The sequence below is a fragment of the Streptococcus mitis genome (assembly GCF_003942765.1).
Taxonomy (GTDB): Bacteria; Bacillota; Bacilli; order Lactobacillales; family Streptococcaceae; genus Streptococcus; species Streptococcus mitis_BE.
In genome coordinates, this window is record NZ_RJNW01000002.1 from 43,182 (window position 1) to 60,660 (window position 17,479).

The following is a 17,479-nucleotide window of genomic DNA, read 5'->3' on the forward strand; positions in this document are numbered from 1 at the left end:
AATATTGAAAAAGTATGGTAGAATGAAACTTGTCGTGTGAACGATAATACTCATTCTTGATGAATTGTGAAACAGTTGCCCTTGGGTCGTTTTGCGAGTTGAAGTCAAGAAGAGGAAAAAAACAAAAAGGAGAAATACTCATGGCAGTAATTTCAATGAAACAACTTCTTGAGGCTGGTGTACACTTTGGTCACCAAACTCGTCGCTGGAACCCTAAGATGGCTAAGTACATCTTCACTGAGCGTAATGGAATTCACGTTATCGACTTACAACAAACTGTAAAATACGCTGACCAAGCTTACGATTTCATGCGTGATGCAGCAGCTAACGATGCAGTTGTATTGTTTGTTGGTACTAAGAAACAAGCAGCTGATGCAGTTGCTGAAGAAGCAGTACGTTCAGGTCAATACTTCATCAACCACCGTTGGTTGGGTGGAACTCTTACAAACTGGGGAACAATCCAAAAACGTATCGCTCGTTTGAAAGAAATCAAACGTATGGAAGAAGATGGAACTTTCGAAGTTCTTCCTAAGAAAGAAGTTGCACTTCTTAACAAACAACGTGCACGTCTTGAAAAATTCTTGGGTGGTATCGAAGATATGCCTCGTATTCCAGATGTGATGTACGTAGTTGACCCACATAAAGAGCAAATCGCTGTTAAAGAAGCTAAAAAATTAGGAATCCCAGTTGTAGCGATGGTTGACACAAACACTGATCCAGATGATATCGATGTAATCATCCCAGCTAACGATGACGCTATCCGCGCTGTTAAATTGATCACAGCTAAATTGGCTGACGCTATCATTGAAGGACGTCAAGGTGAAGATGCAGCAGCAGTTGAAGCAGAATTTGCAGCTTCAGAAGCTCAAGCAGATTCAATCGAAGAAATCGTTGAAGTTGTAGAAGGCGACAACGCTTAATTCATATAAATAGTAATTACCTAGGAGGGCGGGGCTTAGCCCGGCTCTCCTATTTTTAAAAAATATAGGAGAATCAAAATGGCAGAAATTACAGCTAAACTTGTAAAAGAGTTGCGTGAAAAATCTGGTGCCGGAGTTATGGACGCTAAAAAAGCGCTTGTAGAAACAGACGGTGACATCGAAAAAGCGATTGAATTGCTTCGTGAAAAAGGTATGGCTAAGGCAGCTAAGAAAGCTGACCGTGTTGCTGCAGAAGGTTTGACTGGTGTTTATGTTAACGGTAATGTTGCAGCAGTTATTGAAGTAAATGCTGAAACTGACTTCGTTGCGAAAAACGCTCAATTCGTTGAACTGGTAAATACTACAGCTAAAGTTATTGCTGAAGGAAAACCTGCTAACAATGAAGAAGCTCTTGCTTTGACAATGCCTTCAGGTGAAACTCTTGAAGCTGCATACGTATCTGCAACAGCAACTATCGGAGAAAAAATCTCATTCCGTCGCTTTGCATTGATTGAAAAAACAGATGCACAACACTTTGGAGCATACCAACATAACGGTGGACGTATCGGTGTTATTTCAGTTGTTGAAGGTGGAGACGAAGCACTTGCTAAACAATTGTCAATGCACATCGCAGCGATGAAACCAACAGTTCTTTCTTACAAAGAATTGGATGAACAATTCGTTAAAGATGAGTTGGCACAATTGAACCACGTTATCGACCAAGATAACGAAAGCCGTGCAATGGTTAACAAACCAGCTCTTCCACACTTGAAGTATGGATCAAAATCTCAATTGACTGATGAAGTGATTGCTCAAGCTGAAGCTGACATCAAAGCTGAGTTGGCTGCAGAAGGCAAACCAGAAAAAATCTGGGACAAAATTATCCCAGGTAAAATGGATCGCTTCATGCTTGACAACACTAAAGTTGACCAAGCTTACACACTTCTTGCACAAGTTTACATCATGGATGACAGCAAGACAGTTGAAGCATACCTTGAATCAGTTAACGCTTCAGTAGTTGAGTTCGCTCGCTTTGAAGTTGGTGAAGGTATCGAGAAAGCTGCAAACGACTTTGAAGCTGAAGTTGCAGCTACAATGGCAGCAGCCTTGAATAACTAATAATAAAAAGGAAGCCAAATTGCTTCCTTTTTTCTATGCAGTCGATCTTTATAGGGAGATGTTCCTATTTTTAAGGTATAAATAAAAAGCCCTATAATAAGGGCTAAGTGTATTTAGGAGACTACACTTCAAATTCATAGAGTGCTGTAGAGAGATAACGTTCACCGTTATCTGGTGCTAGAGCAAGAACTTTTTTACCTGTACCTAATTTCTTGGCAACCTCGATGGCTCCGTAGATAGCTGCAGCTGAAGAAATACCAACAAGGAATCCTTCTTTTCCACCAATCTCACGGCCGAGTGCTAGTGCATCGTCTGATGTTACACGAACAATACCATCATAGGCATTTGTATCAAGTGTATCAGGAATAAATCCAGCTGAGATACCTTGAATTTTGTGTGGTCCAGGTTTTTCACCAGATAGAATAGCAGATTCGTCTGCCTCTACTGCAAAAACTTGAATGTTAGAATTTGCTGATTTGAGTGCATGAGAAACACCAGAAATCGTTCCACCGGTACCCACTCCAGCAACAAAGGCATCTAGTCCATCTTTACCGAAAGCAGCTAGTATTTCAGCTCCTGTTGTTCTTTCGTGTACTTCTGGATTTGCTGGGTTGTCAAATTGAAGAGGAAGGAAACCATCACGTTCAGCAGCGATTTCTTGAGCCTTAGCAATAGCACCTTTCATTCCTTCGCTACCAGGAGTAAGGACGAGTTCAGCACCATAGGCTTGGATAATCTTACGTCGTTCCACACTCATAGTTTCAGGCATAACGATAACAACTTTATACCCTTTAGCAGCCCCTACCCATGAAAGTCCAATACCAGTGTTTCCACTTGTTGCTTCAACAATAGTAGAACCAGGTTTCAGAATACCGTCTTGTTCAGCTTTTTCAATCATGCTAAGAGCAATACGGTCTTTTACAGAAGAACCAGGGTTAAATGCTTCAAGTTTTACATAGACGTCCGCAGCCCCTTCTGGCACGATGTTGTTGAGTTTAACAATCGGAGTTTGACCGATTAATTCAGTAATGTTGTTATAAATAGACATATGAATACCTCTTTGTATAAGATATTTCTAGTATAACGCTATCTATACCATTTGTAAAATATAGAAATCCTATCGAAGTGATAGGATTTTTTTATATCACAGGTCTAAGCCGTTAATTTTCAAGCGATTGTGATAGGCTAATTCTAATAAATAGGTGTAAAGGAGAACGCTATCTGTTTTCTTTTTGTTCTAGTAGGTCTTGGCAAGCATCTTTTTATGTTGCTAATTAAAGTAGCGGTGAAAATATCAGTGAAACACTGTATTATCTATTATTTACACTAGGTTTACAGGAACTTCAACTTCTCGTAAACCTTGATCAGTTAAGATAACTTTTCCATGAAAAAACTCTACCAGTGCAGCTTTAATATTTTCTTTTTCTTCTTTATTAACATAAATCATCGTATCTACTTGATCTGTAAAGTTTGTCTCAAGTTCCGTAAGATCATGTTCCTTAAGAAAGTTGCTATACTCTTGGTACTGAGCGTAAGACATTTGAATAGCAATGCCAGCTTGTTCCTTTATTTCAATGATGCCAATTTCTTTGATAGCTAAGGCAACACTGCCAGCGTAAGCACGAATCAATCCTCCAGCGCCTAGTTTAATGCCACCAAAGTAGCGTGTCACTACCACACAGACATTAGTAAGATTGTGATTTTCTAGTACCCCAAGCATGGGAACGCCAGCAGTACCACTAGGCTCACCATCATCACTTGTCCGTTTGATTTCACTACGTTCTCCAATAATGAAGGCAGAGCAGTTGTGCGTAGCTTTGTAGTGCTCTTTCTTGATGGCAGTAATGAAGTCACGAGCCTCTTCTTCGCTATAAACACGCTTGGCATGACAGATAAAGCGGGATTTTTTGATTTCTTCTTGGACTTGTCCGTCCTCTTTAATTGTTCTAAATTCCATGATTTAATTGTACTAAAAAATCATCTAAAGCGCTAGGTTTTTACGAATAAAGAAGTATGAAAGTAAATCCAAATTATCTCGGTCGTTTGTTTACTGAGAATGAATTAACTAAAGAGGAACGTCAGTTGGCGGAGAAACTTCCAGCAATGAGAAAGGAGAAAGGGAAACTTTTCTGTCAACGTTGTGATAGTGCTATTTTAGATGAATGGTATTTGCCCATCGGTGCTTACTATTGTAGGGAGTGTTTACTGATGAATCGAGTCAGGAGTGATCAAGCTTTATACTATTTTCCGCAGGAGGATTTTCTGAAGCAAGATGTTCTTAAATGGCGTGGTCAATTAACCCCTTTTCAAGAGAAGGTATCAGAGGGACTGATTCGAGCAGTAGACAAGCGGGAGCCAACCTTGGTTCACGCTGTAACAGGAGCTGGAAAGACAGAAATGATTTATCAAGTAGTAGCTAAAGTGATCAATGCGGGTGGTGCAGTATGCTTGGCTAGTCCTCGCATAGATGTTTGTTTGGAGCTGTACAAGCGCCTGCAAGATGATTTTGCTTGCGAGATATCTTTACTACACGGAGAATCAGAGCCGTATTTTCGAACACCACTAGTTGTTGCGACGATCCATCAGTTATTGAAGTTTTATCAAGCTTTTGATTTGCTGATAGTGGATGAAGTAGATGCCTTTCCTTATGTTGACAATCCCATGCTTTACCATGCTGTCAAGAATAGTGTAAAGGAGAATGGATTGAGAATCTTTTTAACAGCAACTTCTACAGATGAGTTAGATAGGAAGGTTCGCATCGGAGAATTAAAACGATTAAGTTTGCCAAGACGATTTCATGGAAATCCTTTGATTATTCCTAAACCTGTCTGGTTATTCGATTTTAATCACTGTTTAGAGAAAAGTCGGTTGTCACCAAAGCTAAAGTCTTATATTGAGAAGCAGAGAAAGACAGCTTATCCTTTACTCATTTTTGCATCAGAAATTAAGAGAGGGGAGCAATTAAAAGAAGTCTTACAGAAGGAATTTCCGCATGAGAAAATTGGTTTTGTGTCTTCTATCACAGAAAATCGATTAGAGCAGGTACAAGCTTTTCGAGAAGGAGAACTGACAATACTTATCAGTACGACAATATTGGAGCGTGGAGTTACCTTCCCTTGTGTAGATGTTTTCGTAGTAGAGGCCAATCATCGTCTGTTCACCAAGTCTAGTTTAATACAGATTGGAGGACGTGTCGGTCGGAGTATGGACAGACCGACAGGAGATTTGCTTTTCTTCCATGATGGGTTAAATGCTTCAATCAAGAAGGCAATTATGGAAATTCAGCAGATGAATAAGGAGGCGGGGCTATGAAGTGTTTATTGTGCGGGCAGACTATGAAGGCTGTTTTAACTTTTAGTAGTCTCTTACTTCTGAGGAATGATGTCTCCTGTCTTTGTTTAGATTGTGATTCTACTTTTGAGAGGATTGGAGAAGAGAACTGTTCAAACTGTATGAAAACAGGTTTGTCAACGAAGTGTCAAGATTGTCAATTTTGGTGTAAAGAAGGAGTTGAGGTCAGTCATAGAGCGATTTTTACTTACAATCAAGCTATGAAGGATTTTTTCAGTCGGTATAAGTTTGATGGAGACTTCCTTTTAAGAAAAGTTTTTGCTTCAGTTTTAAGTGAGGAGTTAAAAAAGTACAAAGAGTATCAATTTGTTGTAATTCCCCTAAGTCCTGAAAGATTGCTCGAGAGGGGATTTAACCAGGTTGAAGGTTTAGTTGAAGCAGCAGGGTTCTCTTTTCAAGACTTACTAGAGAAGAGAGAAGAGCGGGCCAGTTCTTCTAAAAATCGTTCAGAACGCTTGGCAACAGAACTTCCTTTCTTTGTCAAAAGTGGAGTCACTATTTCTAAAAAAATCCTACTTATAGATGATATCTATACTACTGGAACAACTATAAATCGTGTGAAGAAATTGTTGGAAGAAGCTGGTGCTGAGGATGTAAAAACATTTTCCCTTGTAAGATGAGGAAAAAATTTGCAAAAATAAAATGAAAGCGTTATAATGAAATCAGAAAAACAAAAATGTTTAGAAAGAAGGTACTCATATGATTAAATATAGTATCCGTGGTGAAAACCTAGAAGTAACAGAAGCAATTCGTGATTATGTAGTTTCTAAACTCGAAAAGATCGAAAAGTATTTTCAAGCTGAACAAGAGTTGGATGCTCGAGTTAACTTGAAGGTGTATCGTGAAAAAACTGCTAAAGTGGAGGTAACGATTCCACTTGGATCAATTACTCTTCGTGCAGAAGATGTGTCTCAAGATATGTATGGCTCAATTGACCTTGTAACTGATAAAATTGAACGTCAGATTCGTAAAAATAAAACAAAAATCGAGCGTAAAAATAAAAACAAGGTAGCAACTAGTCAATTATTTACAGATGCTTTGGTGGAAGATACAAATGTTGTCCAATCAAGAGTTGTTCGCTCAAAACAAATTGATTTAAAACCAATGGATTTGGAAGAAGCTATTCTACAGATGGATTTGTTGGGACATGATTTCTTTATCTATGTGGATGTTGAAGATCAGACAACCAATGTGATTTATCGTCGTGAAGATGGCGAGATTGGCTTGTTAGAAGTTAAAGAATCTTAATTTCAATATGTGTAAAGGAGGTTTACTAAATTGTAAACCTCCTTTTTCTTATAATTGATAGAATTACTGATTACACTTTTAAAAAGTCGCTTTTTGGTGGTTATTATGGTATAATGGGTGCCAAGAGGTTTGGAATGAAAAAATTTTATGTAAGTCCTATTTTCCCCTTAATATTAGGAATAGTGGCGTTCGGAGTGCTATCTGTGCAACTTGTTTTTGTAACGAATACACTGGTAACGCTATTTCTTTTGCTACTTATTTTGGGTTCATATATTTTACTATTCATCCATCAGAGAGACTACTACTCAAGGAGTGAAGTAGAACAAATCCAGTATGTAAACCACCAAGCTGAAGAAAGTTTGACAACCTTGTTAGAACAGATGCCTGTCGGAGTTATTAAATTAGACTTATCGTCAGGTGAAGTTGAATGGTTTAATCCTTATGCTGAATTGATTTTGACTAATGAAGTGGGCGAGATTGATGTGGCATTAATTCAAACAATTATCAAGGCATCGGTAGGGAATCCAGGTTCTTATGCTACCTTGGGTGAGACCCGCTATTCGGTTCATATGGACAAGGTGTCTGGAGTTCTTTACTTCTTTGATGTGTCTGGAGAATACGAAGCGACTGTTGAGTTAGTTACGAGTAGACCTGTTATTGGGATTGTCTCCGTTGACAACTATGATGACTTAGAAGATGAAACATCGGAGTCTGATATCAGTCATATCAATAGTTTTGTAGCCAATTTTGTTTCAGAATTTGCTGGGAAGCATGCCATGTTCTCTCGTCGAGTGAGTATGGACCGCTTTTATCTATTTACGGACTACACGGTGCTTGAGGGCTTGATGAATGATAAATTTTCTGTTATTGATGCATTCAGAGAAGAGGCGAAACAGAGACAGTTGCCCTTGACCTTAAGTATGGGATTTTCTTATGGTGATGGAAATCATGATGAGATAGGGAAAGTTGCATTGCTCAACTTGAACTTGGCTGAAGTGCGTGGTGGCGACCAAGTGGTTGTCAAGGAGAATGACGAAACGAAAAATCCAGTTTATTTTGGTGGTGGATCTGCTGCCTCAATCAAGCGTACAAGGACTCGTACGCGTGCTATGATGACGGCTATTTCAGATAAGATTCGTAGTGTGGATCAGGTTTTTGTAGTTGGTCACAAAAATCTAGATATGGATGCTCTTGGCTCTGCTGTAGGTATGCAGTTGTTTGCCAGCAATATGACTCAAAATAGCTATGCTATTTATGATGAAGAACAAATGTCGCCGGATATTGAACGAGCTGTTTCATTCTTAGAAAAAGAAGGAGTTACAAAGTTGTTGTCTGTTAAGGACGCAATGGGGATGGTGACCAATCGTTCTTTGTTGATTCTTGTAGACCATTCAAAGACAGCTTTAACTTTATCAAAAGATTTTTATGATTTATTTACCCAAACCATAGTCATTGACCACCATCGAAGGGATCAGGATTTCCCAGATAATGCAGTTATTACTTATATTGAAAGTGGTGCAAGCAGTGCCAGTGAGTTGGTAACAGAATTGATTCAGTTCCAGAATTCTAAGAAAAATCGTTTGAGTCGTATGCAAGCAAGTGTTTTAATGGCTGGTATGATGTTGGATACTAAAAATTTCACCTCACGAGTGACTAGTCGGACATTTGATGTTGCTAGCTATCTCAGAACGCGCGGAAGCGATAGTATTGCTATCCAGGAAATGGCTGCGACGGATTTTGAAGAATATCGTGAGGTCAATGAACTGATTTTACAGGGACGTAAATTAGGTTCAGATGTACTGATAGCAGAGGCTAAGGACTCGAAATGCTATGATACAGTTGTTATTAGTAAGGCAGCAGATGCCATGTTAGCTATGTCGGGCATTGAAGCGAGTTTTGTTCTTGCGAAGAATACACAAGGATTTATCTCTATCTCAGCTCGCAGTCGTAGTAAGCTGAATGTACAACGGATTATGGAAGAGCTGGGAGGTGGAGGCCACTTTAATTTGGCAGCAGCTCAAATTAAGGATTCAACCTTGTCAGAAGCAGGTGAAAAACTGACAGAAATTGTATTAAATGAAATAAAGGAAAAGGAGAAAGAAGAATGAAAGTAATCTTTTTAGCAGATGTCAAAGGAAAAGGTAAAAAAGGCGAAATTAAGGAAGTACCAACAGGGTATGCACAAAACTTTCTTATCAAAAAGAATCTAGCCAAAGAAGCGACTGCTCAAGCTGTAGGTGAGCTTCGTGGTAAACAAAAATCTGAAGAAAAAGCTCACGCTGAGATGATTGCAGAAGCAAAAGCAATTAAAGCCCAACTAGAAGCAGAAGAAACGGTTGTAGAATTTGTTGAAAAAGTTGGTCCAGATGGCCGTACCTTTGGTTCTATTACTAATAAGAAAATTGCAGAAGAATTGCAAAAGCAATTTGGAATTAAGATTGATAAACGTCATATTCAAGTACAAGCTCCGATTAGAGCAGTTGGTTTGATTGATGTACCAGTGAAAATCTATCAAGATATCACAAGTGTAATCAATCTTCGTGTGAAAGAAGGGTAAATTTACACTTTCTTGACAAGATTGTAAAAGGAAGGGAAGTCTGATGGCAGAAGTAGAAGAGTTACGAGTACAACCTCAAGATATCTTAGCTGAGCAATCCGTTTTGGGGGCTATCTTTATTGACGAGAGTAAGCTTGTTTTTGTGCGAGAATATATTGAGTCTCGGGACTTTTTTAAGTATGCCCATCGTTTGATTTTCCAAGCTATGGTCGATTTATCCGATCGTGGCGATGCTATAGATGCAACAACAGTTCGTACCATTCTTGATAATCAAGGTGATTTGCAGAATATTGGTGGCCTGTCTTACTTGGTTGAGATTGTCAATTCTGTGCCAACTTCTGCTAATGCAGAGTATTATGCTAAAATCGTTGCAGAAAAAGCTATGTTACGGCGATTAATCTCTAAGTTGACAGAGTCTGTCAATCAAGCTTACGAGGCTTCTCAACCAGCTGATGAAATCATTGCTCAGGCAGAAAAAGGACTGATTGATGTCAGCGAAAATGCTAATCGAAGTGGATTTAAGAATATTCGAGATGTGCTGAATATTAACTTTGGAAATCTGGAAGTTCGCTCTCAACAAACGACTGATATTACAGGTATTGCGACAGGTTATCGTGATTTGGATCATATGACGACTGGACTTCATGAGGAGGAGTTGATTATCTTAGCAGCTCGTCCGGCGGTTGGTAAGACAGCCTTTGCCTTGAATATTGCTCAGAATATTGGGACTAAGTTGGACAAGACGGTTGCTATTTTTTCACTCGAAATGGGTGCGGAAAGTCTAGTCGATCGTATGTTAGCGGCAGAAGGTTTAGTGGAATCGCATTCTATCCGTACGGGTCAATTGACTGATGAGGAATGGCAAAAATATACCATTGCTCAAGGGAACCTAGCCAACGCGAGTATCTATATCGATGATACACCAGGGATTCGGATTACAGAGATTCGTTCTCGTTCACGTAAATTAGCTCAAGAAACTGGAAATCTTGGTTTGATTTTGATAGACTATTTGCAGCTTATCACGGGAACTGGTCGAGAAAATCGTCAACAAGAGGTTTCAGAAATTTCACGTCAGTTGAAAATTTTAGCTAAGGAACTGAAGGTTCCAGTAATCGCTCTAAGTCAGCTTTCTCGTGGTGTAGAACAACGTCAGGATAAGAGACCAGTATTGTCTGATATTCGTGAATCTGGGTCTATTGAGCAGGACGCTGATATCGTTGCCTTTCTTTATCGCGAAGATTACTATGAGCGTGGTGGTGAAGAAGAGGAAGGTATACCAAATAATAAGGTAGAAGTTATTATCGAGAAAAACCGTAGTGGAGCTCGTGGAACGGTGGAATTAATTTTCCAAAAAGAATACAATAAATTTTCAAGTATCTCAAAGAGGGAGGCATAAGATGTCAGATGCATTTACAGATGTAGCCAAGATGAAAAAAATCAAAGAAGAAATTAAGGCACATGAGGGACAAGTCGTAGAAATGACTTTGGAGAATGGTCGTAAGCGCCAAAAAAATAGATTGGGTAAGCTAATTGAGGTTTATCCATCCCTATTTATCGTTGAATTTGGGAACGTTGAAGGAGATAAACAAGCTAATGTTTACGTTGAATCCTTTACTTACTCAGATATCCTTACAGAAAAGAATTTGATTCATTATCTTGACTAAAGTGAGAAATTTTCTCACTTTTTCTTTTTTCTCCGAATAGTTTAAGTGAAGGGAATCTTCGATTTATATTATTTTTCAAGGAGGAAGAATGAAAATTTCACCATTTAAAGTAGCAGAGACAAGGTTTTCTATTAGAAAGTCAGTTAAAAAGGTTGTTCCTTTTTTAGTAGTAGGGCTGATGTTGTCGGCTGGAGAAAGTGTTCATGCAAACAGTTCTTATGCTCGTGGAGATGATTATCCTGCTTATTATAAAAATGGGAGTCAGAGTATTGATAAGTGGAGGATGTATTCTCGTCAGTGTACTTCATTTGCTGCTTTTCGCTTGAGTGGAGTAAATGGTTTTGAGCTTCCAGGAGCTTATGGTAATGCTGGTGAATGGGGTTATCGTGCTCGTCGTGAAGGTTATCGTGTAGATAATACACCAGCTATCGGATCTATTGCTTGGTCTACTGCAGGAGGTTATGGCCATGTTGCTTGGGTTTCAAATGTGATGGGAGATAATATAGAAATTGAGGAATATAACTATGATTATAAAGGTAATTATAATAAACGAATTGTAAAAGCAAACAAGATGACCGGTTTTATTCATTTTAAAGATTTATCAAGCAATTCTAAAGAAGTCCCAAGCAGTTCAAAAGATTCGACAAGCAATCATGTTGTGACCAGTCAATCGTCATCTTTGATGAGAGGAACTCATTATTTTAAGGTGGAGACTCCTATTAAAGATCAACCATTATTGAATGCAACTCCACTTGCATATTATTCTCCAGGTGAGAGTGTTCATTATGATCAGGTGATAGAAAAGGATGGTTACAAGTGGTTGAGTTATATTTCTTATAGCGGGAGTCGACGTTATATTCAGTTGGAGGGAGTGACTTCGTCACAAAATCAATCAGTAAATAAATCTAATCATGGTTCAAATAATGGATTGACTGTGGGTTGGAAGAAAATAAATGGTAGTTGGTATTATTTCAAATCAGATGATTCTAAGGCGACGGGATGGCTGAAAGATGGTTCTACCTGGTATTATTTGAAATCATCTGGTGAAATGCAGACAGGCTGGTTACAGGAGAAAGGATTTTGGTATTATCTAGATGACTCAGGGGCAATGAAAACGGGCTGGTATCAAGTTTCTGGTAAGTGGTATTATTCTTACTCTTCAGGTGAGTTAGCTGTTAATACAATAGTAGACGGTTATACTGTAAATCATAATGGTGAGTGGATTAAAGAAAAATAAACTAAAAAACTTGATTCATTATCATTTTTAACTATATTCAAAAGTAATTAGCACTATTTTAAATATTTACTTGAAGCGTTCTTATATATTTTTTTATTGTAGCTTGTTTGATCCGAACTATTTTCATGAGATAAATTCTTTAATAAAGAATTTATTGCTTATCTAGGTTTCCGTAGTAATATTAGAAAGTTAAAAATATGTTTATATTGACATTATTCTTTTCTAGTCGATATAAATATATTTTTTTAAACAACTTAATATATTGTTTTTGTTGATCTATATTAAAAGTTATAATAGAGAGAAATATAATTCCACAAAGGGGCGTTTTAAAAATGGATAAAAAAATGATCTTGACTAGCTTAGCTAGTGTTACGGTTTTAGGTGCGGTTTTTGCTGTGTCTCAACCGTCGGTTGTAAAAGCTGATGCACTACATCTACTAGCACATCCGGAGAAACTGGATCCACACCTGACCTGTGGTTAAAACTCCAAAAACTGAAGTCGGAAAAGCTAAAGAAGATTTAACTGAAACAATTGAAAACTTGACGGATGATGCTGAGAAATTAAAAGCCGATGCTGAAAAAGCTAAGGTAGTAGAAGAGAAAAATGCTGCCTTAGATAAACAAAAAGAAACCTTAGAAAAAGCTAAAGTTGCTCTTGAAACAGCTAAAACGAATAAAGCTGATCAAGATGTTATCGATAAATTACAAGATGCTGTAACTAAACTAGAAGGTTCTGTCGCTTCTGCTAAAGCTTCTGTTGATGAAGCTCAAGCTAAATTTGACGAAGTTAATGAATCATTACAAGAGCGTAAGCAATCGATATACTAACTGACGATTACAACGCAACTTTAGGTTACATCGAAAAATTAAAAGAAGTTCCTAAGGATGAAGAACTGAAAGACTTCAGTGGTGGAGTAAGTGATGATGCAACACCTACTGAACCTGCTAAGGAAGCAGATGAAGTACCAACTGCTCCTAACGCTCCAGAATTTAATGGTGGTGTGAATCCTAGTGATTCTCCTTCTGGAGATAATGAATCTGATTTCAATGGTGGGGTAAATGATACAACACCTCCTACTGTAGCCGATGCTCCAGAATATACAGGAGGCGTTAATAGTGTAGAAGCAGCAATTAACGAAGTTACACAATATACTCTTACAACAGCAGGTACTAACAAGGATAATACTTATCAAGCACCAGCAGCAAAAGCAGAAGATAAAAAATAACTTCCAAATACTGGTGGTAAAGATAATGCTGCAGTTGCATCATTAGGATTTCTTGGATTGTTCCTTGGTGCCCTTCCATTTGTGAAACGTAAAAACTAATTCATTTCGTAGTTTGAAAGAGAGGGAGTAACTTCCTTCTCTTTTTACTATTATCTTAGTTTCTCTCAGGGAACTCTTCCCAATGGTATTTTTTGGTGCTTTCCTTTATAATGGGTGTATGGATAAGAAAAAATTATTATTGATTGATGGGTCTTCTGTTGCTTTTCGGGCGTTTTTTGCGCTCTATCAGCAGTTGGACCGTTTTAAGAATGCGGCTGGTTTGCATACCAATGCGATTTATGGCTTTCAGTTGATGTTGAGCCATTTGTTGGAACGGGTGGAGCCAAGTCATATTTTGGTGGCTTTTGATGCAGGAAAGACGACCTTCCGTACAGAGATGTATGCGGACTATAAGGGTGGTCGGGCTAAGACTCCTGATGAGTTTCGTGAGCAATTTCCTTTCATTCGTGAGTTGTTGGATCATATGGGGATTCGTCACTATGAATTGGCTCAGTATGAGGCGGATGACATTATTGGGACACTAGATAAATTAGCTGAGCAAGATGGTTTTGATATTACCATTGTCAGTGGGGACAAGGACTTGATTCAGCTGACAGATGAGCATACGGTGGTTGAGATTTCTAAGAAAGGTGTGGCTGAGTTTGAGGCCTTTACGCCAGAATATCTTATGGAAAAGATGGGCATTACACCGACGCAGTTTATCGATCTCAAGGCGCTCATGGGTGATAAGTCGGATAATATCCCTGGGGTGACTAAAATCGGTGAAAAGACTGGTATCAAGCTCTTGCTGGAGCATGGTTCTCTTGAGGGGATTTATGAAAATATTGATGGGATGAAGGCTTCTAAGATGAAGGAAAATCTCATCAATGATAAGGAACAGGCCTTTTTGTCAAAAACACTAGCGACCATTGATACCAAGGCACCAATTGAGATTGGTTTGGAGGATTTGGTCTATAGTGGTCCAGATGTGGAAAATCTTGGGAAATTCTACGATGAGATGGGCTTCAAACAGCTCAAGCAGGCTTTAAATGTGTCGTCAGCTGATATGACTGAAGGTTTGGACTTTACTATCGTTGACCAAATCAGTCAAGACATGCTGAGTGAGGAGTCTATCTTCCACTTTGAGCTCTTTGGTGAGAATTACCATACGGATGATTTGGTTGGATTTGCCTGGTCTTGTGGAGATAAGCTCTATGCTACGGACAAGCTTAACCTTTTGCAAGAGCCTATTTTCAAGGATTTTCTAGAAAAAACACCTCTGAGAGTTTATGATTTTAAAAAGGCCAAAGTTCTCTTGAATCGTTTTGGTGTGGATTTACAGGCGCCTGCTTTTGATAGTCGTTTGGCTAAATACCTCCTTTCGACTGTGGAGGACAATGAAATTGCGACTATTGCTAGTCTTTATGGTCAGACTTACTTGGTTGATGATGAGACCTTCTATGGTAAGGGTGTCAAGAAGGCCATTCCTGAACGTGAGAAATTATTGGAGCATTTAGCTCGTAAGCTTGCAGTTTTGGTTGAGACTGAGCCTGTTTTACTTGAAAAACTCAGCGAAAATGGGCAATTAGAGCTTCTTTATGATATGGAGCAACCTTTGGCCTTTGTCCTTGCCAAGATGGAAATTGCTGGGATTACGGTCAAGAAAGAGACCTTGCTTGAGATGCAGGCTGAAAATGAGCTTGTCATTGAAAAACTGACTCAGGAGATTTACGAACTGGCTGGTGAGGAGTTTAATATCAACTCGCCTAAGCAGTTGGGCGTGCTTCTCTTTGAAAAATTGGAACTTCCTCTAGAATACACTAAGAAAACCAAGACAGGTTACTCGACAGCGGTGGATGTCTTGGAGCGCCTGGCTCCTATTGCTCCGATTGTTAAGAAAATCCTAGACTATCGTCAGATTGCTAAGATTCAATCTACTTATGTAATTGGCTTGCAGGACTGGATTTTGGCTGATGGCAAGATTCACACGCGCTATGTGCAGGATTTGACCCAGACTGGGCGTCTGTCTAGTGTGGATCCAAACTTGCAAAATATTCCTGTACGATTGGAACAAGGCCGTCTTATTCGTAAGGCTTTTGTGCCAGAGTGGGAGGATAGTGTACTACTCAGTTCGGACTACTCGCAGATTGAATTGCGTGTTTTGGCGCATATTTCTAATGATGAGCACTTGATTAAGGCTTTCCAAGAGGGGGCAGATATCCATACTTCGACAGCCATGCGGGTCTTTGGAATTGAACGCCCTGAGGATGTGACTCCAAACGACCGTCGCAATGCCAAGGCTGTTAACTTTGGGGTAGTTTATGGGATTTCAGACTTTGGCTTATCTAATAATTTGGGTATTAGCCGTAAGGAGGCCAAAGCCTATATTGATACCTACTTTGAACGCTTCCCAGGTATTAAAAACTACATGGATGAAGTGGTGCGTGAGGCGCGTGATAAGGGCTATGTAGAGACCCTCTTTAAGCGTCGCCGTGAGTTGCCAGATATCAATTCGCGCAACTTCAACATTCGTGGTTTTGCAGAGCGGACAGCTATCAACTCTCCTATCCAAGGATCGGCGGCAGATATTCTCAAGATTGCCATGATTCAGCTAGATAAAGCCTTGGTTGCAGGTGTTTATCAGACTAAGATGCTGTTACAAGTGCACGATGAAATCGTCCTTGAAGTTCCTAAATCTGAGCTGGCAGAGATGAAAAAATTGGTCAAACAAACCATGGAAGAAGCTATTCAACTCAGTGTTCCCCTCATCGCAGATGAGAATGAAGGGGTAACCTGGTACGAGGCTAAATAAAAAGTTATGTAGAGTTTGAAGCATTTGTTTTCAAACTCTTTTTCATGTTTTTCTGTAAGCAGTTTCCTTGACATTTTTTTTGTTTTGCGCTATCATATGTCCATATAATATATGGGAGTCTGTGTACAGTCTGAGAGGAAGTGTTAAACTTCGACCGCACCTGATCTGGGTAATGCCAGCGTAGGGAACGTTACTTAATCTATTCTGCACCTTTTCCATATATGGTAAAGGTTTTTCTTTTTGTCAAAGGAAAATGAGAAGAGGAGGTTGTTATGAAAGCAAGCATTGCCTTGCAAGTTTTACCCCTATCACAGGGGATTGATCGGATAGCTGTTATCGATCAGGTCATTGCTTATCTGCAAGCTCAAGAAGTGACCATGGTGGTGACACCATTTGAAACGGTCTTGGAAGGAGAGTTTGATGAGCTCATGCGCATTCTCAAAGAAGCGCTAGCAGTGGCAGGGCAGGAGGCAGACAATGTCTTTGCCAACGTCAAAATAAATGTAGGAGAGATTTTAAGTATTGATGAGAAGCTTGAAAAGTATACTGAGACGACACATTAGTCTATTGGGTTTTCTGGGAGTCTTGTCAATCTGGCAGTTAGCAGGTTTTCTTAAACTTCTCCCCAAGTTTATTCTGCCGACACCTCTTGAAATCCTCCAGTCTTTTGTTCGTGATAGAGAATTTCTCTGGCACCATAGCTGGGCGACATTGAGAGTGGCTTTGCTAGGTCTAATTTTGGGAGTCTTAATTGCCTGTCTCATGGCTGTGCTTATGGACAGTTTGACTTGGCTCAATGACCTGATTTATCCTATGATGGTGGTTGTTCAGACTATCCCGACCATTGCTATAGCTCCTATCTTAGTTTTGTGGCTAGGTTATGGAATTTTACCCAAGATTGTCTTGATTATCCTAACGACAACCTTTCCTATCATCGTTAGCATATTAGATGGTTTTAGGCATTGTGACAAGGATATGCTGACCTTGTTTAGTCTGATGCGGGCCAAGCCTTGGCAAATCCTGTGGCATTTTAAAATTCCAGTCAGCCTGCCTTACTTTTATGCAGGTCTGAGGGTCAGTGTCTCCTACGCCTTTATCACAACAGTGGTATCTGAGTGGTTGGGAGGCTTTGAGGGTCTTGGTGTTTATATGATTCAGTCCAAAAAACTGTTTCAGTATGATACCATGTTTGCTATTATTATTCTGGTATCGATTATCAGTCTTCTCGGTATGAAGCTGGTCGATATTAGTGAAAAATATGTTATTAAATGGAAACGTTCATAAGAAAAAGGATGTTTCTGAAAAA

The 17,479-nt window shown here is 39.2% G+C and carries 17 protein-coding genes, 2 pseudogenes and 1 riboswitch; of the genes and pseudogenes, 16 read left to right on the forward strand and 3 right to left on the reverse strand.

Translation table 11 applies throughout. The features are described from left to right. Window positions 1-140 precede the first annotated feature (140 nt). Together rpsB and tsf are read left to right on the forward strand one after the other, a co-directional pair. A complete protein-coding gene (gene rpsB / locus D8849_RS04015; RefSeq protein ID WP_000268459.1) occupies window positions 141-920 on the forward strand; it encodes a 30S ribosomal protein S2 in 780 nt (259 codons plus the stop codon). A 78-nt stretch (window positions 921-998) separates the two neighbouring features. Further along, the gene (gene tsf / locus D8849_RS04020; RefSeq protein ID WP_000808071.1) at window positions 999-2,039 is read left to right on the forward strand and encodes a translation elongation factor Ts; all 1,041 of its coding nucleotides are present in this window, start codon (window positions 999-1,001) and stop codon (window positions 2,037-2,039) included. Window positions 2,040-2,160: 121 nt separating this feature from the next. Here the strand turns inward: tsf and cysK are convergent, their stop codons facing one another. The 3 genes and pseudogenes from cysK to D8849_RS04035 form a co-directional block, all read right to left on the reverse strand. Then, window positions 2,161-3,087, reverse strand: a complete 927-nt coding sequence (gene cysK, locus D8849_RS04025; protein ID WP_000029880.1) for a cysteine synthase A — start codon at window positions 3,085-3,087, stop codon at window positions 2,161-2,163. A gap of 96 nt (window positions 3,088-3,183) precedes the next feature. Then, window positions 3,184-3,270: pseudogene (locus D8849_RS10625) on the reverse strand (PH domain-containing protein); the annotation flags it as partial. Window positions 3,271-3,360: 90 nt separating this feature from the next. Next, complete coding sequence (locus D8849_RS04035; protein ID WP_125386277.1) at window positions 3,361-3,996, reverse strand: YigZ family protein; 636 nt, start codon at window positions 3,994-3,996, stop codon at window positions 3,361-3,363. Window positions 3,997-4,052: 56 nt separating this feature from the next. Here D8849_RS04035 and D8849_RS04040 point away from each other — a divergent pair, with 56 nt between their 5' ends. The 14 genes and pseudogenes from D8849_RS04040 (at window position 4,053) to D8849_RS04100 (ending at window position 17,457) form a co-directional block, all read left to right on the forward strand. Beyond that, on the forward strand, window positions 4,053-5,351 hold the full coding sequence (locus D8849_RS04040; RefSeq protein ID WP_125386278.1) for an ATP-dependent helicase ComFA: 1,299 nt from the start codon (window positions 4,053-4,055) through the stop codon (window positions 5,349-5,351). Continuing rightward, window positions 5,348-6,010, forward strand: coding sequence for a ComF family protein (locus tag D8849_RS04045; RefSeq protein ID WP_125386279.1), 663 nt, complete (start codon window positions 5,348-5,350; stop codon window positions 6,008-6,010). Before D8849_RS04040 ends, D8849_RS04045 begins: the two co-directional genes overlap by 4 nt. 79 nt (window positions 6,011-6,089) lie before the next feature. Continuing rightward, on the forward strand, window positions 6,090-6,638 hold the full coding sequence (gene hpf, locus D8849_RS04050) for a ribosome hibernation-promoting factor, HPF/YfiA family (protein ID WP_004255322.1): 549 nt from the start codon (window positions 6,090-6,092) through the stop codon (window positions 6,636-6,638). Window positions 6,639-6,772: 134 nt separating this feature from the next. Further along, on the forward strand, window positions 6,773-8,746 hold the full coding sequence (locus D8849_RS04055) for a DHH family phosphoesterase (protein WP_125386280.1): 1,974 nt from the start codon (window positions 6,773-6,775) through the stop codon (window positions 8,744-8,746). After that, a complete protein-coding gene (gene rplI, locus D8849_RS04060; RefSeq protein ID WP_000864214.1) occupies window positions 8,743-9,195 on the forward strand; it encodes a 50S ribosomal protein L9 in 453 nt (150 codons plus the stop codon). Before D8849_RS04055 ends, rplI begins: the two co-directional genes overlap by 4 nt. A gap of 43 nt (window positions 9,196-9,238) precedes the next feature. Further along, window positions 9,239-10,591, forward strand: coding sequence for a replicative DNA helicase (gene dnaB / locus D8849_RS04065; protein ID WP_125386281.1), 1,353 nt, complete (start codon window positions 9,239-9,241; stop codon window positions 10,589-10,591). A gap of 1 nt (window position 10,592) precedes the next feature. Continuing rightward, window positions 10,593-10,859, forward strand: coding sequence for a Veg family protein (locus tag D8849_RS04070; protein ID WP_001278169.1), 267 nt, complete (start codon window positions 10,593-10,595; stop codon window positions 10,857-10,859). 88 nt (window positions 10,860-10,947) lie between these two features. Then, the gene (locus D8849_RS04075; RefSeq protein WP_125386282.1) at window positions 10,948-12,096 is read left to right on the forward strand and encodes an SH3 domain-containing protein; all 1,149 of its coding nucleotides are present in this window, start codon (window positions 10,948-10,950) and stop codon (window positions 12,094-12,096) included. Window positions 12,097-12,570: 474 nt separating this feature from the next. After that, window positions 12,571-12,924: a hypothetical protein gene (locus tag D8849_RS10450; RefSeq protein ID WP_185756207.1), complete on the forward strand. Its 354-nt coding sequence runs from the start codon at window positions 12,571-12,573 to the stop codon at window positions 12,922-12,924. Window positions 12,925-13,097: 173 nt separating this feature from the next. Continuing rightward, complete coding sequence (locus D8849_RS10630; RefSeq protein ID WP_260467571.1) at window positions 13,098-13,322, forward strand: SIALI-17 repeat-containing surface protein; 225 nt, start codon at window positions 13,098-13,100, stop codon at window positions 13,320-13,322. 45 nt (window positions 13,323-13,367) lie between these two features. Further along, window positions 13,368-13,421: pseudogene (locus D8849_RS10635) on the forward strand (hypothetical protein); the annotation flags it as partial. 118 nt (window positions 13,422-13,539) lie between these two features. Further along, window positions 13,540-16,173 carry a DNA polymerase I gene (polA, locus tag D8849_RS04090; protein ID WP_125386283.1) on the forward strand — a complete coding sequence of 878 codons (2,634 nt, stop codon included), beginning with the start codon at window positions 13,540-13,542 and terminating at the stop codon, window positions 16,171-16,173. A gap of 101 nt (window positions 16,174-16,274) precedes the next feature. After that, window positions 16,275-16,377, forward strand: a riboswitch (TPP riboswitch). A 68-nt stretch (window positions 16,378-16,445) separates the two neighbouring features. Next, on the forward strand, window positions 16,446-16,736 hold the full coding sequence (locus tag D8849_RS04095) for a thiamine-binding protein (RefSeq protein WP_061589694.1): 291 nt from the start codon (window positions 16,446-16,448) through the stop codon (window positions 16,734-16,736). Then, window positions 16,699-17,457, forward strand: a complete 759-nt coding sequence (locus D8849_RS04100) for an ABC transporter permease (protein WP_185756208.1) — start codon at window positions 16,699-16,701, stop codon at window positions 17,455-17,457. The genes D8849_RS04095 and D8849_RS04100 overlap by 38 nt, the downstream gene beginning before the upstream one ends. The last annotated feature ends 22 nt before the right edge of the window (window positions 17,458-17,479 follow it).